This window comes from Streptococcus mitis (genome assembly GCF_047460035.1).
Classification (GTDB): domain Bacteria; phylum Bacillota; class Bacilli; order Lactobacillales; family Streptococcaceae; genus Streptococcus; species Streptococcus mitis_DW.
The window spans coordinates 1-24,122 of sequence record NZ_JASHHB010000003.1 but is presented as its reverse complement, the minus strand read 5'-3'; the positions used below and the strand labels follow the sequence as shown (position 1 = coordinate 24,122).

20 protein-coding genes, 2 tRNA genes and 1 pseudogene are annotated in these 24,122 nt (G+C 40.7%); 3 read left to right on the top strand and 20 right to left on the bottom strand.

Features of this window, described 5'->3' with window-relative positions:
* Nucleotides 1-20: 20 nt before the first annotated feature.
* Together tuf and QM956_RS03285 are read right to left on the bottom strand one after the other, a co-directional pair.
* Nucleotides 21-1,217 carry an elongation factor Tu gene (gene tuf / locus QM956_RS03290; RefSeq protein ID WP_001040721.1) on the bottom strand — a complete coding sequence of 399 codons (1,197 nt, stop codon included), beginning with the start codon at nucleotides 1,215-1,217 and terminating at the stop codon, nucleotides 21-23.
* Nucleotides 1,218-1,423: 206 nt separating this feature from the next.
* Entirely contained in the window at nucleotides 1,424-2,533 is a 1,110-nt protein-coding gene (locus QM956_RS03285) for an AI-2E family transporter (RefSeq protein ID WP_414302227.1), read from the bottom strand.
* A gap of 102 nt (nucleotides 2,534-2,635) precedes the next feature.
* Between QM956_RS03285 and pbp3 the strand changes: the two genes are divergently transcribed.
* Entirely contained in the window at nucleotides 2,636-3,877 is a 1,242-nt protein-coding gene (gene pbp3, locus QM956_RS03280) for a D-alanyl-D-alanine carboxypeptidase PBP3 (protein ID WP_023947791.1), read from the top strand.
* A gap of 82 nt (nucleotides 3,878-3,959) precedes the next feature.
* Here the strand turns inward: pbp3 and sufB are convergent, their stop codons facing one another.
* The 18 genes from sufB to parE form a co-directional block, all read right to left on the bottom strand.
* A complete protein-coding gene (gene sufB, locus QM956_RS03275; RefSeq protein ID WP_000797054.1) occupies nucleotides 3,960-5,372 on the bottom strand; it encodes a Fe-S cluster assembly protein SufB in 1,413 nt (470 codons plus the stop codon).
* 57 nt (nucleotides 5,373-5,429) lie between these two features.
* Entirely contained in the window at nucleotides 5,430-5,870 is a 441-nt protein-coding gene (sufU, locus tag QM956_RS03270; RefSeq protein WP_033684976.1) for a Fe-S cluster assembly sulfur transfer protein SufU, read from the bottom strand.
* The gene (locus QM956_RS03265) at nucleotides 5,857-7,083 is read right to left on the bottom strand and encodes a cysteine desulfurase (RefSeq protein WP_033684975.1); all 1,227 of its coding nucleotides are present in this window, start codon (nucleotides 7,081-7,083) and stop codon (nucleotides 5,857-5,859) included. Before QM956_RS03265 ends, sufU begins: the two co-directional genes overlap by 14 nt.
* A gap of 10 nt (nucleotides 7,084-7,093) precedes the next feature.
* Nucleotides 7,094-8,356, bottom strand: a complete 1,263-nt coding sequence (gene sufD, locus QM956_RS03260) for a Fe-S cluster assembly protein SufD (protein ID WP_261020105.1) — start codon at nucleotides 8,354-8,356, stop codon at nucleotides 7,094-7,096.
* 27 nt (nucleotides 8,357-8,383) lie between these two features.
* Entirely contained in the window at nucleotides 8,384-9,154 is a 771-nt protein-coding gene (gene sufC, locus QM956_RS03255; RefSeq protein WP_000114489.1) for a Fe-S cluster assembly ATPase SufC, read from the bottom strand.
* Between the two features lie 150 nt (nucleotides 9,155-9,304).
* Entirely contained in the window at nucleotides 9,305-9,499 is a 195-nt protein-coding gene (locus tag QM956_RS03250; RefSeq protein ID WP_001081602.1) for a DUF3272 domain-containing protein, read from the bottom strand.
* Nucleotides 9,500-9,526: 27 nt separating this feature from the next.
* Nucleotides 9,527-11,182, bottom strand: a complete 1,656-nt coding sequence (gene dnaX / locus QM956_RS03245; RefSeq protein ID WP_261020104.1) for a DNA polymerase III subunit gamma/tau — start codon at nucleotides 11,180-11,182, stop codon at nucleotides 9,527-9,529.
* On the bottom strand, nucleotides 11,182-11,679 hold the full coding sequence (locus QM956_RS03240) for a GAF domain-containing protein (RefSeq protein ID WP_261020103.1): 498 nt from the start codon (nucleotides 11,677-11,679) through the stop codon (nucleotides 11,182-11,184). The genes dnaX and QM956_RS03240 overlap by 1 nt, the downstream gene beginning before the upstream one ends.
* Nucleotides 11,680-11,764: 85 nt before the next feature.
* Nucleotides 11,765-12,967 (bottom strand): 30S ribosomal protein S1, encoded by a 1,203-nt coding sequence (gene rpsA / locus QM956_RS03235; RefSeq protein ID WP_001001631.1) that lies wholly within the window; start codon nucleotides 12,965-12,967, stop codon nucleotides 11,765-11,767.
* Between the two features lie 161 nt (nucleotides 12,968-13,128).
* Nucleotides 13,129-13,200: transfer RNA gene (locus tag QM956_RS03230), tRNA-Gln, on the bottom strand.
* A gap of 9 nt (nucleotides 13,201-13,209) precedes the next feature.
* Nucleotides 13,210-13,290 (bottom strand) — tRNA-Tyr (locus tag QM956_RS03225).
* Nucleotides 13,291-13,339: 49 nt separating this feature from the next.
* Nucleotides 13,340-13,570 (bottom strand): DUF2969 domain-containing protein, encoded by a 231-nt coding sequence (locus QM956_RS03220; protein ID WP_000037113.1) that lies wholly within the window; start codon nucleotides 13,568-13,570, stop codon nucleotides 13,340-13,342.
* Between the two features lie 97 nt (nucleotides 13,571-13,667).
* Entirely contained in the window at nucleotides 13,668-15,635 is a 1,968-nt protein-coding gene (locus QM956_RS03215) for a peptide ABC transporter substrate-binding protein (protein WP_000837410.1), read from the bottom strand.
* Nucleotides 15,636-15,656: 21 nt separating this feature from the next.
* On the bottom strand, nucleotides 15,657-16,679 hold the full coding sequence (locus QM956_RS03210) for a branched-chain amino acid aminotransferase (RefSeq protein WP_261020102.1): 1,023 nt from the start codon (nucleotides 16,677-16,679) through the stop codon (nucleotides 15,657-15,659).
* Between the two features lie 134 nt (nucleotides 16,680-16,813).
* The gene (gene parC, locus QM956_RS03205; protein ID WP_414302226.1) at nucleotides 16,814-19,285 is read right to left on the bottom strand and encodes a DNA topoisomerase IV subunit A; all 2,472 of its coding nucleotides are present in this window, start codon (nucleotides 19,283-19,285) and stop codon (nucleotides 16,814-16,816) included.
* A 229-nt stretch (nucleotides 19,286-19,514) separates the two neighbouring features.
* Nucleotides 19,515-20,333, bottom strand: a complete 819-nt coding sequence (locus QM956_RS03200) for an aminoglycoside 6-adenylyltransferase (protein WP_261020098.1) — start codon at nucleotides 20,331-20,333, stop codon at nucleotides 19,515-19,517.
* Between the two features lie 87 nt (nucleotides 20,334-20,420).
* Nucleotides 20,421-21,245: a hypothetical protein gene (locus tag QM956_RS03195; protein ID WP_045611417.1), complete on the bottom strand. Its 825-nt coding sequence runs from the start codon at nucleotides 21,243-21,245 to the stop codon at nucleotides 20,421-20,423.
* Nucleotides 21,246-21,263: 18 nt separating this feature from the next.
* Nucleotides 21,264-23,207, bottom strand: a complete 1,944-nt coding sequence (gene parE / locus QM956_RS03190; RefSeq protein WP_414302225.1) for a DNA topoisomerase IV subunit B — start codon at nucleotides 23,205-23,207, stop codon at nucleotides 21,264-21,266.
* A gap of 135 nt (nucleotides 23,208-23,342) precedes the next feature.
* On the opposite strand from parE, the gene plsY reads away from it, so the two are divergent.
* Both plsY and QM956_RS03180 read left to right on the top strand, forming a co-directional pair.
* Nucleotides 23,343-23,984, top strand: coding sequence for a glycerol-3-phosphate 1-O-acyltransferase PlsY (plsY, locus tag QM956_RS03185; RefSeq protein WP_261073700.1), 642 nt, complete (start codon nucleotides 23,343-23,345; stop codon nucleotides 23,982-23,984).
* A gap of 67 nt (nucleotides 23,985-24,051) precedes the next feature.
* Nucleotides 24,052-24,122 (top strand): annotated as a pseudogene (locus tag QM956_RS03180) (transposase); the annotation flags it as partial.

The window sequence follows — 24,122 nt, the reverse complement described above, 5'->3', positions numbered from 1 at the left end:
CTTCTGGGAACTAAATCGAATTAAGCTTCGATTTCTGTAACCATACCTGAACCAACAGTACGTCCACCCTCACGGATAGAGAATGTAGTACCTTGTTCTACGGCGATTGGGTGGATCAACTCAACGTCGATTGTCACGTTATCACCAGGCATTACCATTTCAGTACCTGCTGGAAGTTCGATTGAACCTGTAACGTCAGTAGTACGGAAGTAGAATTGTGGACGGTAGTTGTTGAAGAATGGAGTGTGACGTCCACCTTCTTCTTTAGTAAGGATGTAAACTTCACCTTTGAATTTAGTGTGTGGGTTGATTGAACCTGGTTTAGCGATAACTTGTCCACGTTCGATTTCGTCACGTTGAACACCACGAAGAAGGACACCTACGTTATCTCCGGCAAGACCTTCGTCAAGTTGTTTACGGAACATTTCAACACCAGTAACAACTGCTTTTTGAGTTTCTTCTTTGATACCAACGATTTCGATTTCGTCGTTGACTTTAACGATACCACGGTCGATACGTCCTGAAGCAACTGTACCACGTCCAGTGATTGAGAATACGTCTTCGACTGGAAGAAGCAATGGTTTGTCAGTGTCACGTTCTGGTTCTGGGATGTACTCATCAACTGTGTTCATCAATTCCATAACGATGTCTTCGTATTTAGTGTCACCTTCAAGGGCTTTAAGAGCTGAACCTTGGATAACTGGAAGATCGTCACCTGGGAAGTCGTATTCTGACAATAGGTCACGGATTTCCATTTCAACCAATTCAAGCAATTCTTCGTCGTCAACCAAGTCAACTTTGTTCATGAAGACGATAAGGTGTTTAACACCAACCTGACGTGAAAGAAGGATGTGCTCACGAGTTTGTGGCATTGGTCCGTCAGTTGAAGCTACTACAAGGATAGCTCCGTCCATTTGAGCGGCACCAGTGATCATGTTTTTAACGTAGTCCGCGTGTCCTGGAGCGTCGATGTGAGCGTAGTGACGTTTTTCAGTTTCGTACTCAACGTGTGCAGTGTTGATTGTGATACCGCGTTCGCGTTCTTCTGGAGCAGCATCGATAGACGCATAGTCTTTAGGTTGGTTAACAGCTGAAGGCAAGCGACGTGCCAAAACAGTTGTGATAGCTGCTGTCAAAGTAGTTTTACCGTGGTCAACGTGTCCGATAGTACCAATGTTAACGTGTGGTTTACTACGATCGTATTTTTCTTTTGCCATTTGAGTAAAAGCCTCCAATAAAATATATTTTATAGATAGACAGTAGGCAATACAGTCTAACTTTCCTTACTATTTTATCAAATTTCAGCTAAATTGCAAGTGTTTTACAAAGTTTTTGTGAATTATTCTTAATCTGCTAATCTAAATGGTATTTCTACTCCTATCACTTCTTTAATGAAAAAGAAAAATCAGGAATTTCCTGACTTTTACTTAGCTAATTGTCTTTCTCGTTCTTTCATTATTTTATGATTTTCATACAAACGTGATAAAAACTTAGAAATTTCTTTTAAGATAGAATAGGTTGGTACTGCGACAATCATACCAATGACACCATAGATATTACTTGATAACAAAAGCAATACTAAAATCGTAATTGGATGGACTTTCATCACACCACCTACGATACGAGGGTAGAGAATATTTCCATCCACTTGTTGAATAATCAACATATAAATAACTGCAATCAGCATTCTATGAGGATCAGTAAAGACATTGGCGATAATCATCGGAATCAAACCAATACTTGGTCCAACATAAGGAATGAGATTGGCCAATCCTGAAAAGATGGCAAAGACCAAAGCGTATTTCAAACCAATCACGCTATATCCGATAAAGGCCAAACAACCAATAATAATCGCATCAATAGCAACTCCACTAATATATCGAGCAATTGTAGTATTCAAATTTTTTAAAAGACCTGTAATATGCAACTTATCTCGCTTTAAAACAGTACGCTCAAGCATCGGCAAGAATTTGTGGCCATCTAACAAAAAATAAATTAAAAATACAGGTGTCATGATAATAATCAAAACAGTACTAAAGAGCGCAGATAAGACACTTCCAACACTATTCGTTACACTATTTAGGATATTCTGTAGAATATCTACATAAGAGAGATTTAACTGTTGAATAGTCGCTTGAATATCTAAATTTTGAAAGGCTGGATAAGTGGATAAATCGATAATCAAATCTTGCAGACGACTGTAGATTGTCTGACTTGTAGCAATCAAACTTGTCAGCTGATTAATCAAAATCGGTAAGAGATAGACGACCCCAATAACTAGCCCACAAACCAAGGCGCACAAGGTTAGTAGAATACCAATGATACGGTTAATTTTGAAATACTTTTGTAAAAAATTTACAATAGGATTGGTCAAATAATATAAAAAACCACCTAAAAGAAAGGGAATCATTATAGTGTTTGCGACACTTACAAAAGGCGTTATAATCCCACCCATCTGTCTCCATAAATAAAAGATGATGGTTAATAGTAAAATCTCACTGGTCCAAAAAAATAATTTATTCTTACGAAACATGAAGTACCTCCATTCATCTATTTTACCACACTTTCAAAAAAGCTTCTTTCTTATATCATGAAACTGGGAATATTTTTTTCTTTATGATAGAATAAACTTACTATGAAAAAAATAATTTTAACTCTCCTAAGCCTTTCCGTTATTGGGGCAGCATCTACTGTTGATGCTCAAGATTTTAATATTGCTGCTAAACATGCAATTGCTGTTGAGGCAAATACCGGTAAAATTCTCTATGAGAAAGATGCAACCCAGCCAGTTGAAATTGCTTCAATCACAAAATTGATTACTGTTTATCTTGTCTATGAAGCCTTGGAAAACGGTAGTATTACACTATCAACTCCGGTAGATATCTCTGATTATCCATACAAATTAACGACAAATTCTGAAGCGAGTAACGTTCCTATGGAGGCTCGTAATTATACCGTCGAACAACTACTGGAAGCAACCCTAGTATCCAGTGCTAACAGTGCAGCTATTGCGTTAGCTGAAAAAATTGCTGGCTCAGAAAAAGATTTCGTCGATATGATGAGGGCAAAGCTCTTGGAATGGGGCATTCAGGATGCCACTGTTGTCAATACGACGGGTCTTAACAATGAGACTTTAGGGGATAACATTTACCCAGGATCTAAAAAAGATGATGAAAACAAGCTCAGTGCTTATGATGTCGCTATCGTTGCTCGCAATCTCATCAAAAAATACCCACAAGTCTTGGAAATCACGAAAAAACCTTCTTCTACTTTTGCTGGAATGACAATCACTTCTACCAACTACATGTTAGAAGGTATGCCTGCTTATCGCGGTGGTTTTGATGGCCTTAAGACAGGAACAACAGATAAGGCTGGAGAGTCTTTTGTTGGTACTACAGTCGAAAAAGGGATGAGGGTTATCACAGTTGTTTTGAACGCAGACCATCAAGACAATAATCCTTACGCTCGCTTCACAGCTACATCGTCACTAATGGATTATATCTCTTCTACATTCACGCTTCGTAAAATCGTTCAAAAAGGCGATGCCTACCAAGATAGTAAAGCTCCTGTACAAGATGGAAAAGAAGATGCGGTCACTGCCGTTGCCAAAGATGATATCACTCTTATTGAACGTGTTGGGGGACAATCGTCCCAAACTATTCAATTCACACCTGATTCTAAGGCAATACCAGCACCACTTGAAGCCGGAACTGTGGTTGGACATTTGACTTATGAAGACAAGGACTTGATTGGTCAAGGTTACATCACCACAGAACGTCCTAGTTTTGAAATGGTAGCAGAAAAGAAAGTTGAAAAAGCCTTCTTCTTAAAAGTTTGGTGGAATCAGTTTATCCGCTTCATCAACGAAAAATTATAAAAAATCGCGATTTTAAACCGCGATTTTTTGTTACAAGTTCATCTTCAAAATCCTTGATTATGGGTAAATATAAAAACAAATTTTACCCAACTGATCCTTCCATCTCATAGCTAATCAAGCGGTTCAGCTCAACTGCATATTCCATTGGAAGTTCTTTTGTGAAGGGTTCTACAAATCCCATAACAATCATCTCTGTTGCCTCAGATTCTGACAAGCCACGGCTCATGAGGTAATAGAGTTGTTCTTCTGAAATCTTAGAAACCTTAGCTTCGTGTTCCAAAGCAACTTGCGAGTTATGAATTTCATTAAATGGAATAGTATCTGATGCTGATAAGTCATCCATGATAATGGTGTCACACTCGATGTGAGAAACAGATTTCTTAGAGTTTTTGTTAAAGGTTACTTGTCCACGGTAGTCCACCTTTCCTCCGCCTTTAGCGATGGATTTAGACACGATAGACGAACTTGTATGTGGAGCATTGTGGATCATCTTAGCACCAGTGTCTTGGTGTTGTCCTGCATTAGCAAAGGCGATAGAGAGCATAGTACCACGCGCCCCTTCTCCATCTAGGTAAACGGATGGATATTTCATGGTTGTTTTGGCACCCAAGTTTCCATCGATCCACTCAACAGTGGCATCCTTTTGAGCCTTAGCACGTTTTGTTACCAAGTTATAAACGTTATCAGACCAGTTTTGAATAGTCGTATAACGCATATAAGCTCCGTCCAAGGCGAAGATTTCTACGATGGCCGCATGCAAGCTGTTGCTTGAATAAGTTGGTGCCGTACATCCTTCTACGTAGTGAACACTCGCTCCCTCGTCAACGATAATCAAGGTACGTTCGAACTGACCTGTATTTTCGTTGTTGATACGGAAGTAAGTTTGAAGCGGAATATCTACCTTAACACCTTTTGGTACGTAGATAAATGTTCCACCTGACCATACTGCTGAGTTGAGGGCAGCCAACTTGTTATCTGTCGGCGGTACCAACTTGGCAAAGTATTGTTTAAACAAGTCTGGGTATTCCTTGAGGGCAGAATCTGTATCTGTAAAGATAATCCCCAATTTCTGGAACTCTTCCTTCATGTTGTGGTAAACCACTTCTGACTCATACTGAGCAGAGGCACCAGCTAGATAAGCACGCTCAGCTTCAGGAATCCCGATACGCTCAAAGGTTTCTTTAATTTTTTCAGGAACTTCATCCCAAGAGCGAGCAGGTTTATCAGATGGTTTTTGGTAGTAGATCAAGTCATCAAAGTCAATCTCTGATAAGTCTGCTCCCCATGTTTGCATGGGCATTTTTTTAAAGGTTTCATAAGACTTCAAACGGAATTCTAACATCCACTCAGGTTCTCCCTTAGCAGCCGATAATTCGCGAATGACATCTTCGTTTAATCCTTTTCCTGTCGATAGGACAGGCTCTACATCATCATGGAAACCAAATTTATATTCACCAAGATCAATTGGTTTTGGTTCTACTCTTTCTTCAGCCATAATATCCTTTCTTTCATTCTTCAGTTTTACTGATTCATAAGACATAAGAAGCTTGTCTTACTGTTTTTCTTGATTTTCAATTGTTTTCTTCAGGGCATTCCAAGCTAGGGTTGCACACTTAATTCGTTGAGGGAATTTGGCAACACCTGACAAGAAGGCTGCATCGCCAAGTTTGTCTTGACGTTCATCTTTTTGCCCTTGAACCATTTCAGAAAAAATGGTCGCAAGTTCTAATATTTCTTGTTTGGTTTTTCCTAAAACGGCATCTGTCATCATGCTTGCAGAGGCAGTCGAGATGGTGCAACCTGAGTTTAGAAAAGCGATATCCTCCAAGCGGTCTTCTGCATCAAACTTGACAGAGAGATTGATGACATCTCCACAGGTCGGATTATTGAGACTGATTTGTTCAGCGTCTTCTAACTTCCCTTGATGATGTGGATTTTTCGAATGGTCTGCTACCACTGCCATATAAAGGCTATCTAGTTTAGAAAGTGCCATTGAAAAACTCCTTTGTCTTTTGTAAGGCATCGACTAGCTTGTCGCAATCTGCCTTGGTATTGTAAATATAAAAACTTGCGCGAGCTGTTGCTGGGACATCCAAATACTGGAGCAAAGGTTGCGCACAATGGTGACCTGCTCGAACTGCCACACCTTCATAATCCAGAGCTGTAGCAAGGTCGTGAGGATGAAGATTCCCAAGGTTAAAGGCAATGACACCTGAACGTTGAGACAAGTCCTGCGAACCATAAATGGTCAATCCTTCTATCGCCTGCAATTTTGGATAGACATACGAGATTAATTCCTGCTCATGAGCTTCAATGGTATCCATACCAATCTTTTCCAGATAATCCACTGCTGCAGCTAGTCCGATAGCACCTGCCATATTTGGTGTTCCAGCCTCAAATTTCCAAGGCAACTCCTTCCAGCTAGCAGATTGCTCATAGACGAAATCAATCATCTCACCGCCAAATTCAACTGGTGACATTTGCTCCAGATACTTTTCTTTGCCATAAAGAACACCGATACCAGTCGGACCAGCCATCTTGTGACCTGAAAAGGCAAAGAAGTCCACATCCAAGTCCTGGACATCGATCTTCATATGAGGCGTAGATTGAGCACCATCCACCACCATGATGGCTCCAACTTGGTGGGCCATTTGCGTGATTTCTTTAATCGGATTGACTACACCCAGAACATTTGAGGCGTGAGCTAGGGAAACAAACTTGACTCTATCAGTCAATTTAGCTCGCAAATCATCCATATCCAGAGCTCCGTCCTTGAGATAGACATAGACAAGCTCTGCCCCAGTCTTACGGCAGGCTTCCTGCCATGGAATGATATTGGAATGGTGTTCCATGACGGAAATCAAGACCTGGTCTCCCTCAGTCAAGACTTCCTCAGCAAAGCGCGCTACCCAGTTCAGACTGGTCGTCGTTCCTCTAGTGAAGAGAACTTCCTTTATTGAGCCTGCATTGATAAACTTACGAATGGTTTCACGAGCTGCTTCATAAGATGCTGTTGCTCGTTCAGCCAAGGTATGAACCCCACGGTGAACATTGGCATTGTCCTGCTCATAGTAGCGGTTAATCGTCTCCAGAACTGCTAGTGGTTTTTGTGTCGTCGCAGCATTGTCCAAATAAACCAATGGTTCATCATTAACAATCTGGTCTAAAATTGGAAAATCCTTGCGAATCGCTTCTACATCTAACATAGGCTACCCCTTAGCGTTTTGACAATTTTTCTTCGATCGTTGCAATCATTTCATCACGAACTTCCTTGACTGGAATCTCAACGATGACGGATCCAAGGAAACCACGAACAACCAAGCGTTCTGCAGTTGCCTTATCCAAACCACGGCTCATGAGGTAGTACATGTCTTCTGGATCTACCTGACCGATAGAAGCCGCGTGTCCTGCAGTAACATCATTTTCATCAATCAAAAGAATTGGATTGGCATCTGAACGCGCTTGGTCTGACAGCATAAGAACACGGCTCTCTTGTTGGGCATCTGCTCCCTTGGCACCCTTGATAATGTGGCCAATACCATTGAAGGTCAAGGTTGCTTTTTCAAGAATAACCCCATGTTGAAGGATATTCCCGATTGAGTTGCAACCATAGTTAGTTACTCGGGTATCAATCCCTTGTACCTGACGGCCACTTGAAAGAGCTACAACTTTCAGGTCAGCATGGCTACCGTTACCAATCAAGTCGCTATCAAAGTCCGCAACGACGTTCCCTTCGTTCATGACACCGATTGCCCAGTCAATGCTTGCATCGTTGCCTAATTTACCACGACGGCTAATGTAAGCAGTGACGTTTTCACCTAGACGGTCAATCGCAGCAAACTTGACTTGCGCACCAGAACGTGCAATCACTTCAACTGTGATATTTGCAGTTGCCTTAGCACTACCTCCACCACGTGACTCTAAACGCTCCAGATAACTAATCTTACTGTTCTTACCAGCGATAATCATAATATGCTTGTTAAACGGCACATCACTATCGCTGTCTTGGTAGAAAATCCCTTCGATTGGCTCTGCAATCTCAACGTTATCAGGGATGTAGAGAACAGCACCACCATTGAAATAAGCTGTATGGTAGGCTGCTAACTTGTCATCGTCATACTTAACAGATGACATGAAGAATTCCTCTACAAGTTCTGGAATTTCTTCTAAAGCTGAGTGGAAGTCTGTAAAGACTACCCCTTGTTCAGCTAACTCAACTGGAGTTTGCTCAAAAACAGTTTGAGTTCCTACTTGCACCAACTTCAAGTGGTTATCTAAAGCTGTGAAGTCTGGAACATTTGCTGATGGTTCACTTTCTGTAATCGTTCCATCACCTAGATTCCAACGGTGAAATTTGACACGCTCAATAACTGGTAATTCTAGGCTCTCAATCTTATCAAAAGCTTTTTGACGGAGGTCAGCCAACCAGCTTGGTTCAGCGTGCATTTCTGAAAAAAGTTTAATATTTTCTTTAGTCATTTACTTCTCCTAAAAGATACGAGGGAATTACAATTCTTCCTTGTAGTCGTAGCCAAGTTCTTCAGCTAGTTTTGCGTATCCTTCACGCTCCAAACGCGCAGCCAATTCTGGGCCACCAGAAAGGACAACACGCCCTTCCATCATGACGTGTACCACGTCTGGTGTGATGTAGTTCAAAAGACGTTGGTAGTGAGTGATAATCATAGCACCAAAGCCTTCACCACGCATGGCATTCACACCTTTAGACACCACTTTAAGGGCGTCAATATCAAGACCAGAGTCAATCTCATCCAAAAGGGCAAAAGTTGGTTCCAACATCAAAAGTTGAAGAATCTCATTACGTTTTTTCTCACCACCAGAGAAACCTTCGTTGAGGTAACGCTCAGCCATTTCTTCTTTCATGTTGAGCAATTCCATTTTTTCATCTAGCTTAGTGATGAACTCGCGAACTGAAATCTTTTCATCATCTTCTTTACCAGCATTCATGGCTGCACGAAGAAACTCAGCGTTAGTAATACCAGGAATTTCTGATGGGTATTGCATAGCAAGGAAAAGTCCCATACGCGCACGCTCGTCCACTTCCAACTCAAGGATGTTTACGCCATCAAACAAGACTTCACCTTTGGTAACTTCATAGTTTGGATTTCCCATGATAGCGGCAGAAAGAGTCGATTTACCAGTACCATTTGGTCCCATGATAGCGGCGATTTCTCCTGTTTTCAGGGTCAGATTAACCCCTTTTAAAATTTCTTTTCCTTCAATCTCAACGTGAAGATCTTTGATCTCTAATACTGACATGATAGTTCCTTTCTTTTTCAAAACCTTTACAGTTCTTACTGGAAACATACTTGATTTCCCTAGAAAATACGGTAAAAGGTCAATAAATATACTTTTATAGTATAACAAAAAAAAGCCTAAAAGGCTTTGATTTTGTCTAGAAGCTGAGGACTAGTCTTTTCCTTTCAAGTGCTGGTCAATGACATCTACAATCTTGCCCATCAAGTAACTAACTCGGAAATTTCTGAAGAGTAAAATGGCCCAAAAGGCTGCCATAATATAGCGACCAGTCATCCAGGCTTCATTGAAAAAATAGGTCTCAGCAGCTGTAAACAGCGCAATGATAATAAATTGTTGTCTATTCATAAACTTATTGTATCATGAAATCTTTCTTTAGTCTTCCTCTACCTTCACTTTATCAGCCAAAAATTCAAATCCTTCTGGAATCAGGCTTTCTTCTGCTTCTTTTTCAGTTTGAGAAGATTTGGCTTTGGCTGAAAAGTCTGCGCGAACTTCTTTCCATTCCTCCATGGAAATAGCTAAAATTTCGGGTGAAAAACCCGCTGCCTGACTGAGGATGTTACCAAACATGGTGTTAAGATTGTCCCGTTTCATGGTCTGACCAGCATTGAAGTTAGACTCAAAAGCAAGAATAGCATGGTGTTCATTGGCTGCAACCGGTTGAGAACCAACTAGCAAAGCCTTATCAGGCCCACCTAGACTTTCAATCACCTCTCCCCAGGCATTCTGCAAGCGAATCAGATTCTGACGTGCTAAATCAGGATTTTCAACGGCCTCTTGTAGGATCAATTGAACCTTATTGCGATCAACACGATAGACGGTCTTGCTCGCTGCTGGACGGGTAGGTACTGGACTAGTTGGTTTTGGTACAGTGCCCACATTTGCGAGTTCATGTTTGAGACGGGCAACTTCCTGTCTCAATGCAGAAATTTCATGTTCAACTGCCCCAGAAAGAGCTGGTTCAGGCTTAATCTCTGCCAAACGGATAGTCATCATCTCAGCATAAATCTTAGGCTGCAAACTAGACTTAATATCTGCTAAACTGACTGTCGCCAAGCGAATCATTTCAAACAGATTTTCTTGAGGAAGTGTCAAATTTTCTACAAAGACTGGACTATGATGAGTATTTTCTCCCCCTGTTTGGACAATTAACAAGTCTCTTAAATAGTGCAAAAGGTCGGTCACAAAACGAGTCATACTCTTTCCATTGTCAAAGAGAAGATTTAAGCAAGCTAAGGCTTTGGGAACATCCTGTTGAGACAAGGCGGCCACATAATCATCCAAGGCTGATAGGCTAATGGTTCCTGTAATTTCTTCAGAGATGGCGGTCGTCAACTCATTTCCCTGTGTCAAACTTAGGGCTTGATCCAAAATAGACAAGGCGTCCCGCATCCCACCTTCAGCTCGTCTAGCAATGATTTCCACAGCCTCTGGTTCAGAACTGATATTTTCTTTTTCTAAGATATAGTGGATATGTTCCTTAATATCCTGTGTCTTAATTGATTTAAACTCAAAACGTTGGACACGGGATAGAATAGTGGCAGGAATCTTGTGCAATTCAGTAGTAGCTAAAATAAAGACCACATTCTGTGTTGGCTCTTCCAGCGTCTTTAGAAGAGCATTAAAAGCCCCTGTAGACAACATGTGAACCTCGTCTATGATATAGACCTTGTAGCGGGCAAGGCTAGGGGCGTAGGTTGATTTATCACGGATTTCACGAATTTCATCAACCCCATTATTAGAGGCTGCATCCATTTCAATGACATCTTCTAAACTACCGTCCGTCACTGCTTGACAAATATAACAGTTATTACATGGTTCACCACCCACTTGATTAGGACAGTTCATAGCCTTTGCAAAGATCTTAGCCACACTGGTTTTTCCCGTTCCACGAGGACCAGAAAAAAGATAAGCATGACTTATTTTCTCTTGCTCCACCGCTTGTTTAAGAGTCTTAGCCACAACTTCCTGTCCAACCAACTGGGAGAAGTTTTGACTTCTATATTTTCGATAAAGTGCTTGATACATTAGGCTTTCTCCCCAAACATTGTAAAGTCCCATTCTGTCTTTTCAAGCAAAATAGCGACAAATTGTTCCAAATAATCTCGATCCATAGCATCATAATCATCAATCTCTGAAGAATCCAGATCCAGAACCCCGAGCAATTGACCATTCTTAACCATCGGAACAACAATTTCACTTTTAGCTCGACTATCACAAGAAATATAGTTGGGATAAGTTGTTACATTACCAACCAGAACAGTCTCCTGAAAGTGGGCTGCCTCACCACAAACACCTTTTCCAAGTGCAATACGGATGCAGGAAACACCGCCTTGGAAAGGACCTAAAATCAATTCCTTTCCATCGAACAGATAAAAGCCTGCAAATACGGTATTAGGAAAGCGTGATTTTAGAAGAGCACTGGCGTTGGAAAGATTAGCCAAAACATTGGTCTCGCCTTCCAATAAAAAAGAGAGTTCTTCATTTAACATTTGATAACGTGATTGTTTTTCTGATTCTAACATAGAACTATTATATCAAAAAAGGCTTACAGACAAAAGAAAAATCCCTTGTTTAGAAAACAAAGGATTTTGTGAATTTTCAATTAGATTAAAGTTCGATATCACCGAACAAGTCAGCCATTGAGAATCCTGTTTGTGTTTCTGGAAGTTCGAAATCACGTTTTTCTTGACGTTTTGGACGACGTGGACGAGCAGCACGTTTTTCTTCTTTTTGTCCTTCTTCTTGAGCTGGACGCTCTTCAAGAGCTTTGATAGAAAGTGATACGCGCTCTGCATCTGCGTTAACTTCAAGAACTTTAACTTGAACTTCTTGACCAACTTTAAGAGCTTCTTTTGGATTTTCAATACGTTTGTGTGAAATTTGTGATACGTGAACAAGTCCATCGATACCTGGCAATACTTCAACAAATGCACCGAAGTCAGTCAAACGTTTAACTGTTCCTTCAACTACATCACCTTTAGCCAATTTTTGCTCAACGCCATCCCATGGTCCAGGTGTTGTTGCTTTAAGTGAAAGTGATACACGTCCTTCTTCTTCGTTAAGATCAAGGATTTTCACTTCAATTTCTTCACCAACAGTTACAACTGATTTTGGTGATACGTTACGTTCATGTGACAATTCAGTCAAGTGAACCAATCCGTCAACACCACCAAGGTCGATGAAAGCACCGAAGCTTGTGATACGTGCAACTTTACCAGTTACTACATCACCAACAGCCAATTTACCGAATACTTCAGCACGAGCTGCTGCTGTAGCTGCTTCAACAACTTCACGACGTGAAAGGATGAAGCGGTTTTCTTTAGCGTCAACTTCTTTGATTTTAGCATCAAATTCTTGACCTACAAAACGCTCAGTGTTACGTACGAAACGAGTATCCAACATTGAAGCTGGGATAAATCCACGAACACCTTCAAATTCTACTGAAAGTCCACCTTTAACGGCACGAGTTCCTTTAACAGTAACAACTTCTTCTTCGCGACCAACAAGTTTGTCCCATGCTTTGCGAGCTTCAAGGCGTTTTTTAGATACAAGGTATGTAACTGTATCAGTATCTTTACCAACTACTTGACGAAGTACAAGAACATCCAATACTTCTCCTACTTTAACAAAGTCATTGATATCTGCATCGCGATCGTTTGTCAATTCGCGAAGAGTCAAGACACCTTCAACACCAGTTCCAGAGATTGCAACGTTAGCTTGAGTCGCATCAACTGTCAATACTTCAGCACTAACAACATCACCAGTCTCAACTTGGCTAACGCTATTTAGCAAATCTTCAAATTCGTTCATCTAAAAAATCCTCCAACAATCAAGTTTTTCTTAAACTTGACATACTTATAATTTTTTTCCTAAGCACCCGCAAGGACATGTTCATATCGTTCACGTCTTTCAATTATAAAAATAAAATACCCTAAGATATTTTTCTTTTTATCTTGATCATTACCTAAGAACTGGGGTAGCTGGATTCGAACCAACGCATGAGGGAGTCAAAGTCCCTTGCCTTACCGCTTGGCTATACCCCATTGATGAAATGGAGAGAGAGGGATTCGAACCCCCGAACCCGAAGGAGCGGATTTACAGTCCGCCGCGTTTAGCCTCTTCGCTATCTCTCCTACAATCAACATGGACTATTATATCATGAAAATTTCAAAAAAACAAGACTTATTTTGCTAAATTATAATTTTCAATCAAAATTTCCACAGCTTTTTCCAATTTTTTATAAAAACTATCGACATTCCCATTCTTTATGATGGCAAATTGTCCGTCTAATTCGGCAATTTCTCCGATAACTTTTTTACCGATAGTCAATGTATAACCTTCAAAACTGTCTTTACCAACATTAACTTTAGCATCTGCTACTTGAATTTCAATTTTTTTATCTTTCTTGCTCATTTCATACCTCTCTTCACTTTTTCTATTTTACAAGAAAATCCTAAAACTAGCAAGAAAAAACTCTATACCAGGCTTGTCTGATATAAAGTTTTCTGCTTTATTTAATATGTTTTTCTAGTTCTTTTTGGTACTTACCATTTGATTCCAATTTTTCTTTTTGCCATTTTTTCAGTGCTTCTTCATATTCTTTTGTTGTAACAATATCTTTTTGCAATTTCATTCCTTTAAAGATATATGGGTCACCCTTAATACCAACTTGTGAGTATGGTTTTGAGAATGGCACGACATTACTTACAACTGGAGAACCACCAGATGAGGCTGTTGGCATCAATAATGAACTATCTGTCAACCAAGCTTGAGCCTTGGCATATTTTTCATAGCGTTCTTCAAGATTTGTAGTTTCTGAATCTGCATCATCCAATAATTTCTTATATTGGTCCAAACCAAGTTTAGCTACAACATCCTTATCTTTCCCTTTAGTAATACCAAGGTGTTTCATAGCAGAACCTGATTTAGGATCCATGATATTCAAGTAAGATGCTGGGTCTTGATAGCTTGGAGCCCATCCTGTACTGTTCAAATCATAATCTTTTTGAGAAGGAACACGCGCTTGAGAAGTGATTGTTTCCTTTTCATTATCTGTCATTTGAAGAACGTCGATAACAACATTTTCAGCACCAAGAGTTGATTCAATAGACTGTTTGAAAGAGTTGCTTTGTTGAACGGCGATGGTATCTGTTTGTTCAACTGGGACATCCAAGTGAATTGGGAATGTTACCCCTTTAGATTCCAAGTCTTTCTTAGCTTTTTCGAAAGCAGCTTTAGCCTTGTCAGGATTGTAGATAGAATCCTTACCGTCAACTAGCTCAACATCTTTCCATTGGTCACCATAGTTCACCAACTCTGCTTGAGCGATTTGACCAAAGTTTTTACCACCTGCTTGTACAAAGTTGTCAGGAACGAGGCTGTTACGAATAATCTTGTCCGCACCGTCTTCACCATTTAGCTGGGCAGCATAAGAATGGCGGTTGAAGGCAAAGTTGATAGCCTGACGGAAGTCCTTATTAAGCATAGCTTCTTTAGTAGAAGTCTTTTGCTCTTCACTTGTTTTCGCAGTTTTATTATATGATTGACGATTTACGTTAAAGGTGAAGTAATAACTACTTGAGTCCTGTGGGCTATAAGTGATTTTATCTCCGTATTGTTCCAAAGTTGAAGCAAAGTTTGAGCTACTTGGGAAGAGACGGGCTGTCGTATAGGCACCTGAAGAGAAGCTACGAATCAACGATTCCTGATCAGAACCATCGTAGTAAGTCAATTTGACCTTTTCAATTTTTACCTTTTCTTTATCCCAGTAGTTTGGATTTTTCTCGTATTCGATCAACGATTTAGAAGTCAAGGTCTTCAAGATATAAGGACCATTGTAAAGAATCCCTGCTGGAGTAACTGCTCCATAATCTTTACCTGATGCCTTCAAAAACTCTTCATTTACAGGCAACATCGTTGCTGTGGTGACTTTAGAGTTCCAGAAACTTTCTGGTTTGTTTAGGGTATATTCAACTGTGTAATCGTCCAAGGCCTTGACACCAACTGTAGAGAAATCATTGGTCTCACCAGTCATGTAGGCATCCAAGCCCTTGATTGAATTTTGGATGAGAGAGACACCGTCTGACTTGCCGTCAGCTACGTGTTTTAGTCCTGTCACAAAGTCATGGGCTGTTACTTCTGCGTATTCTTCGCCTTCTGAAGTGTACCATTTAACTCCTTTACGAAGTTTATAGGTATAAGTCAAACCATCTTTTGAGACAGACCAATCTTCAGCCAAGGAAGGAATAACATTCCCGTACTGGTCATTTTCCATCAAACCATCCACCACATTCCCGATGACATCTGTTGTAGATGTACGAGTCGCTATACTATAATCCAAAGATGCTGGATCTACTGCATAGACATATGAAAATGTTGTCGGTGCATCTGCTTCTTTATCAGCTTTTCCACAAGCCACTAAAAGAGCTGTTGTGCTCAGGACCACTCCTGCTGTTAAGAGCCATTTTTTCGATTTCATAAAAATCTCCTTTAGTTAATTTTAATCTACTTTTACAATCCAACCTTCTGGCGCTTCAATATCACCAAACTGAATACCTGTCAATTCATCATAGAGTTTACGAGTCACAGGACCTACTTCTGTTTCACTATAGAAAACATGGAAATCATCACTATGTTGAATACCACCAATTGGAGAAATAACCGCTGCTGTACCACAGGCACCTGCCTCTACAAAACGGTCAAGGTTATCAATTGGGACATCCCCCTCAATAGGAGTTAAGCCCAAACGATGTTCTGCCAAATAAAGCAAAGAATACTTGGTAATAGATGGCAAGATAGAAGGACTCAATGGTGTTACAAATTCATTATCAGCTGTGATTCCAAAGAAATTAGCTGAACCGACTTCTTCAATCTTTGTATGTGTCGATGGGTCTAGGTAAATAACATCTGAGAAACGACGTGACTTGGCCAATTTCCCTGGCAAGAGACTTGCAGCATAGTTTCCACCAACCTTAGCCGCACCTGTACCATTTGGAGCGGCACGATCGTATTCATCCTGAATCAAGAAGTTGGTTGGAACCAAACCGCCTTTAAAGTAATTACCAACTGGCATGGCAAAGATGGTGAAAATATACTCCTCTGCTGGTTTAACCCCAATAATATCTCCGACACCAATCAAAAGAGGGCGAAGATATAAGGTTCCACCTGTTCCGTATGGAGGTACATATTCTTCATTCGCACGAACAACTGCCTTACAAGCTTCTACAAACATGTCTGTCGGAACTTGCGGCATCAAGAGACGGTCACATGTACGTTGCAGACGTTTGGCATTTTCCTCAGGACGGAAAAGTTGAATACTGCCATCCTTAGTACGATAAGCTTTTAAACCTTCAAAGGCTTGTTGTCCATAGTGAAGACTTGGAGAAGACTCTGAAATATGCAAGGTTGCATCTTCTGTAAGTTCTCCTTGATTCCATTGTCCATTTTTAAAATGAGCAATATAGCGATAAGGTAATTTCATATAGGAAAAACCGAGATTTTCCCAATCAATCGTTACTGTCATATTCCACTCCTTATTCTAAAAACCTATTTCTTTTATTCTACACTATTTTTCTAAAATAGCAAGTATATTTTGTAATTTTCAGAAAATTTCTTCAATAAAAAGAACCAGCTCTGAGAACTGATTCTTCATTTCACTTATTTAGCTTCAGTAAATACTTCTTTAAGATAAGCGTCAAAAACTTCTTCATCCGAAATCGTGTCAGAGATGAAGCTACCATTACTTGTGCGTTCTGACAGATTCAAGTCTTGTAGTCGACTTTCATAGATTGTTCCTTTGTTGGATTGAACAAGCAGCGTTTGGTCGTTCTCCTCCACTTCTGTACTGAAGAGATCACCAACAAATCCTTGCTCTGCAACTGATCCTGCTAAGAAGACACGATGCGGTTTGTTTTTCAACTCACGCAAGACTTGTAGTCCTCGTTTGGCACGGCTAGTTGCTGGAATTTCGTCAATAGAAACACGTTTCAAACTTCCACGCTGAGTCAAGAGGTAGAAGGATGAAGTGTTACAGATAAAGGCCGATTGGAGAACATCATCTGCTTTCAGGTTCATAGCTTTGACACCTGCAGCCTTAGCACCGACAACTGGAACCTCTTCGATATTGAAACGAAGGGCATAACCATTTTGGCTAATCAAAAGAACATCATCTAGTTTAATCGGAGCCACTGCTACAATCTGGTCTGTATCGTCTTTGAGCTTAGCATACTTGACAGACTTAGATTTATAGGTCCGCCATGGAGAGAATTCTTTGCGTTCTACCCGTTTGATTTGACCAAGACGAGTCACCGCAAAGTAGGTTGTCGCATCATCAAACTCATCCACGACTTCCACATAAAGGATTTCTTCGTTAGTTTCAAAGTTTGTGATGGTTTGGCTCAAATGCTCCCCGATATCCTTCCAACGAATATCAGCCAATTCATGGATTGGTCGATAAATGACATTTCCAAGCGTCGTGAACATCAGAAGATGCTGGGTGGTCTTGGCAGATTGAACAAAGATGAGACGGTCATCATCACGTTTGCCAATTTCTTCCAGAGTGGAAGCCGCAAAGGAACGTGGGCTGGTACGCTTGATGTAACCTGCCTTGGTCACGCTGACGTAGGTATCTTCCTCGGCGATCAGACTAGCTGTATCAATCTCGATTACTTTCGCAGTGTCTTCTAAAGAACTCAAACGAGGAGTGGCAAATTTCTTCTTAACCTCACGAAGTTCTTTCTTCATGAGATTGTACATAGTCCGCTCATCACCGATAATAGCCGCAAGCATGGCAATCTTTTCACGAAGTTCTGCTTCTTCTTCCTGCAAGACAACCACATCGGTATTGGTCAAACGGTACAGTTGCAAGGTAACAATAGCCTCAGCCTGTTCTTCCGTAAAATCATAACTGACCTTGAGGTTTTCCTTGGCATCAGCCTTGTTCTCAGAAGCTCGGATAAGGGCAATGACTTCGTCCAAGATTGAAATCACTCGAATCAAACCTTCGACGATATGGAGACGTTTCTCAGCCTTTTCCTTGTCAAAGCGGGAACGTGCCAAAATCACTTCACGACGGTGGGCGATGTAACTAGACAAGATTGGGACAATCCCAACCTGACGAGGTGTGAAATTATCAATCGCAACCATATTAAAGTTGTAGTTGATTTGCAGGTCAGTATATTTAAAGAGATAGTTGAGAACGAGCTCTGTATTAGCGTCTTTCTTGAGTTCAATCGCGATACGAAGACCATCACGGTCAGACTCATCACGAACCTCGGCGATTCCTGCTACCTTGTTATTGACACGGACTTCATCGATTTTCTTGACCAGATTGGCCTTGTTGATTTCATAAGGAATCTCAGTGACAACGATTTGTTCCTTACCACCTTTTAGCTTTTCAATCTCAGTCTTGGAACGAACAACCACGCGCCCTTTCCCAGTTTCATAGGCCTTCTTGATTTCGTCACGCCCTTGGATGATAGCTCCTGTAGGGAAATCTGGTCCTGGTAAGAATTCCATGAGTTTATCCACCTTAGCTGTCGGGTGGTCAATCATATAAACAGTGGCATCAATGACCTCAGCTAAATTATGGGGTGGAATATCTGTGGCATATCCAGCCGAAATCCCAGTCGAACCATTGACTAAAAGGTTTGGAAAGGCTGCTGGCAAGACTGTCGGCTCTTTCTCCGTATCGTCAAAGTTCCAAGCAAAAGGAACTGTCTTTTTCTCGATATCTTGAAGAAGGTAGCCAGCAATTTCAGACAAACGCGCCTCGGTATAACGCATAGCCGCAGGCGGATCTCCGTCCATAGAACCGTTATTACCGTGCATTTCGACCAAAATCTCACGGTTTTTCCAGTCCTGTGACATACGAACCATAGCATCATAGATAGAACTGTCACCGTGTGGGTGAAAATTCCCCATGATATTCCCGACAGACTTGGCCGACTTACGGTAACTTTTGTCAAAGGTATTACCATCCTTATTCATCGAATAAAGAATGCGGCGCTGAACCGGCTTCAATCCATCACGAATATCTGGCAAAGCCCGGTCTTGAATAATGTACTTGGAGTAGCGACCAAAGCGCTCTCCCATGATGTCCTCAAGGGACATGTTTTGAATGTTACTCATATAGGATACAGAGCCCGTAAAATACCAAGTGAAAATAGAAAATTCTTGAAGTAAGAAAGCTCACAAGAGAATTTATCTTTTTCACCTAGCATTTAGGGCGTGTTCAACTCCTTTCAAAGAATGTAGAGTAGTTTTTATACAGTGAAGAGTATTTTACGGGAATTAGTCCCATGTTCAGTTACCGTAAGAAACCAAACAATCCTTTCTGTAGTTTAATCTTTTAAATTAGTCAGCAATTAAGAAGTCTCTCCTCAACGTATTGAATCATCTTCTCAGCTACTTCTTTATAGTAGTCATAATCCATCTTTTGAGAAAGGGACTGAGCCTCTTGGTGGAAAAGTTGCATCGTATCAAACAAAGACTGAGTGATTTTGTCACTATTTGAGAAATCAAGTAGACTTGAGAATTCCTTTCCTTTCTCAGTAGGTAAATAGTTAAAAAGATACTTATAATTCTTGCCTATATCGACCACTCCCCTATTACTTGCAACCTGCCAAGCTAAGACTTTTAACAACTCTTGCTGACAAATACCATAGAGATGGTCAGTGGCATAGATGACTTGCTTACGACAGATTCCTTTGACCACGTAGGCTGACACCCACCAAAATTCATTGCAGACTTTTTCAAACTCTATCGCACTAGCTGGGCTTGTCCAGTAACGCTCTAGATTTTGAGAATAGGGTTCAAATAAATGTTCTGGATCTTCTAAAACAGTGAATCCTGCCTCACTATCCACCCACTCTTTGATGTGCTCTTTTGGGCAAAGAGTCAAATCAATGCGGTTACCATCCTCAAAGAGCATGAGAAATAGACGGCGATGTCCCAACCTAACTTCTTGCTCGATAATGCGTTTGCCAAACTGGTCCAACCAAGAAAGGTCACTCGTCAGGGCATCTAAATCCTCCACAACATAGACCACGTCGTAATCTTGAAACTCATCTTTTAGTGCTTTTGCATCAGTTCGTGAACCAGACATGGCGACAGCCTCGACTTTTAGACTTTTTGCTGTGTGTAAAATTAGATTCAACATTTTGGATTCTGTTCTCATGGTAACACCTGTTTTTTATTTGATATTCCTGTATATTAGCATACTATTTCTCAAGTTAAATTAGTTAATCAATTATAAAAGATTTAGCTATTCTTCTCTCAAAGTTTTTAATTTCGACAAAATTCTAGATTCATCCATGCTTAAAATAACAAATAAAGTCGAAGTATAGACGTCATCGTACCATTGTTCCAATTCATCATCAGCCAAATCAAGATGATATTGATTTGAATTATTGTGCCTTAAACCAAAATTACTATACATTTCAAAAAGTTTTTCAAACGCGATAACCTTTTGATTATTAACTTTCATAATATCTTTTAATTCTTCAGAATTATTTAGTTCTCTCCTAAACGGTTCAAGGTAGTTCGCTAAAGCAATAAGTATTTCTTTCTTACGCTGAATATTTCCCTTATTTGCAAAATGATTATATTCTAAAACCTTTATTGCATCTTGTATATTTGTCTCAGATATAATCTGAGAAACTTCTGAGGCATAAACATTCTTTTCAACAATGATCTTGTCACCATTTTCTAAAGTGATCAGTTCATGATTTGATAATTCTAAGAATCTTGTAATATTATCAAATATAACTTGAATAAACTGACATTCTTTTTCTGTAAATTTTCCCTCAAGATTATTAAATATATCGACTAATAACTCAGAGAAAACAAATAGTTGTTCAGTTGTATCATAGATGTTTGAAATAATAACTTCTATCATTTGTGAATAACTGGTGAACGTTGATCGATTAGGATAATCTAAGAAATTATCAGAAATGGCACTATTTATTGTTGTATAATAGCCGTGGCCCAAATTATTCTCCATTTTAAGTAAGTCCACTAAATTTTTCAGTTCTCTCTGTGGATCAAACTCCATCTGGTTCAAAATATCAAAATAATTTCGTCTCGCCATAATATCTCCTATACTATCTTAAAACACTGTCGCTTCTTCCAGCGTAAACTTGACATTATCCTCAATCCACTTACGTCGTGGTTCGACCTTGTCTCCCATAAGGACATTGACACGACGTTCGGCGCGAGCCAGATCTTCAATGGTGACACGGATAAGGGTACGCGTTTCTGGGTTCATAGTTGTTTCCCAGAGTTGATCCGCATTCATCTCTCCAAGACCTTTGTAGCGTTGAAGAGTAGCTCCTTTACCGAACTGTTTACGGAGCTCTTCTAGCTCACCGTCCGTCCAAGCATAGGCCACTTCTTCTTTCTTGCCTTTTCCTTTTGACATCTTGTAAAGAGGCGGAAGGGCGATATAGACATGACCTGCCTCGACTAGTGGACGCATGTAGCGGTAGAAAAATGTCAAGAGCAAGGTCTGGATATGGGCGCCGTCGGTATCCGCATCGGTCATGATAATGATCTTATCATAGTTGGCATCTTCAATGGAGAAGTCTGCTCCAACACCCGCACCAATGGTATAAATCATGGTATTGATCTCTTCATTTTTGAGGATATCCGCCATCTTGGCCTTGGCTGTATTGATAACCTTACCACGAAGAGGTAAGATAGCCTGGAACTTGCGGTCACGGCCTTGTTTGGCAGAACCTCCGGCAGAGTCCCCCTCAACCAGATAGAGTTCATTCTTAGCAGGATTCTTAGACTGGGCTGGGGTCAATTTACCAGAAAGTAAGCCCTTGTCTTTCTTATTCTTTTTGCCATTTCGGCTCTCATCACGCGCCTTACGTGCTGCTTCACGGGCATCACGAGCCTTGATAGCTTTACGAATCAGATTAGACGCTAGTTCTCCATTTTCCATAAGGAAGAAGGTCAACTTATCCGCCACAATGCCATCCACAACTGGGCGAGCTAGTGGGCTTCCTAGCTTATCCTTGGTCTGTCCTTCAAACTGGAGGTGTTCTTCAGGGACCAAGATAGAAAGAACGGCTGCTAGTCCTTCACGATAGTCTGACCCTTCAAGGTTTTTATCTTTTTCCTTGAGAAGCCCAGTCTTACGCGCATAGTCATTCATAACCTTGGTAATGGCAGACTTGAGTCCTGTCTCGTGCGTTCCACCGTCCTTGGTGCGAACGTTATTGACAAAGGATAGAATGTTATCTGAAAATCCGTCATTGTACTGGAGGGCCACTTCCACTTGGAAACCATTGTCTTCCCCTTCAAAGTAAAGAACTGGCGTCAAAGTTTCCTTGTCTTCGTTTAGATAAGAAACGAAGTCTTGCACCCCATTCTCATAGTGGAATTCAATCCCTTCATCTGTTCGCTGGTCGGTCAAAGACAAGGTCACATTTTTCAAGAGAAAGGCTGATTCATTAAGACGCTCTGAGATGGTATTGTACTTGAAGTCTGTCGTAGAGAAGATCGTCGCATCAGGCATAAAAGTAACCTTGGTACCTGTTTTAGACTTGGGTGCTGTACCGATTTTCTTCAAGGTCGTGACAGGTTTTCCACCATTTTCAAAACGTTGCTTATAGATTGCCCCATCACGGGTGATTTCAACTTCCAACCAACTAGAAAGAGCGTTAACGACGGAAGAACCCACCCCGTGGAGACCACCAGATGTCTTGTAGCCACCCTGACCGAATTTCCCTCCGGCGTGAAGAATGGTAAAGATAACCTCAACAGTTGGAATTCCCATCGCGTGCATACCAGTTGGCATTCCACGTCCGTGGTCTTGAACCGTTAAACTTCCGTCTTTATTAATGGTCACATCAATACGATCGCCAAACCCAGACAGGGCTTCATCGACTGCATTATCGACTATTTCCCAGACTAGGTGGTGGAGACCAGCACCATCGGTCGATCCGATATACATCCCTGGACGTTTTCGAACTGCATCCAACCCTTCTAGCACCTGAATGGCATCATCATTATAATTGTTAATATTGATTTCCTTTTTTGACACAAGGAACCTCCTATTCGTTCATCTTTACTATTCTACAGGTTTTCCAAGGATTTTGCAAAATTTTTCTTTCTCCGGTGTGACAATTTCAGAAGAGATTCTCTGCCTTTCTTTTCCATTTCATGATATAATAGGAGTATGATTACAATAGTTTTATTAATCCTAGCCTATCTGCTGGGTTCAATTCCGTCTGGTCTCTGGATTGGACAAATTTTCTTTCAGACAAATCTGCGTGAACACGGTTCTGGAAATACTGGAACGACCAATACTTTCCGCATTTTAGGTAAGAAAGCTGGTATGGCAACCTTTGTCATTGACTTTTTCAAAGGAACCCTAGCAACGCTTCTTCCGATTATGTTTCATCTACAAGGCGTTTCGCCTCTCATCTTTGGACTTTTAGCTGTAATCGGCCATACCTTCCCTATCTTTGCAGGATTTAAGGGTGGTAAGGCTGTCGCAACCAGTGCTGGAGTGGTTTTCGGATTTGCGCCTGTCTTCTGTCTCTACCTTGCAGTTGTTTTCTTTGGAACCCTCTATCTTGGTAGTATGATTTCACTATCTAGTGTCACAGCATCTATCGCGGCTGTCATCGGAGTTCTACTCTTTCCACTTTTTGGTTTTATCCTGAGCAACTATGACCCTCTCTTCATCGCTATTATCCTAGCTCTTGCTAGCTTGATTATCATTCGCCATAAGGACAATATCGCTCGTATCAAAAATAAAACTGAAAATTTGGTCCCTTGGGGACTGAACTTAACCCATCAAAATCCTAAAAAATAAAACGCCAGTTCTGAACTGCACCCCAAAAGTTAGACAGAAAAAATCTAACTTTTGGGGTGTTTTTATTATGAAATTAACTTATGATGATAAAGTTCAGATCTATGAACTTAGAAAACAAGGCTATAGCTTAGAGAAGCT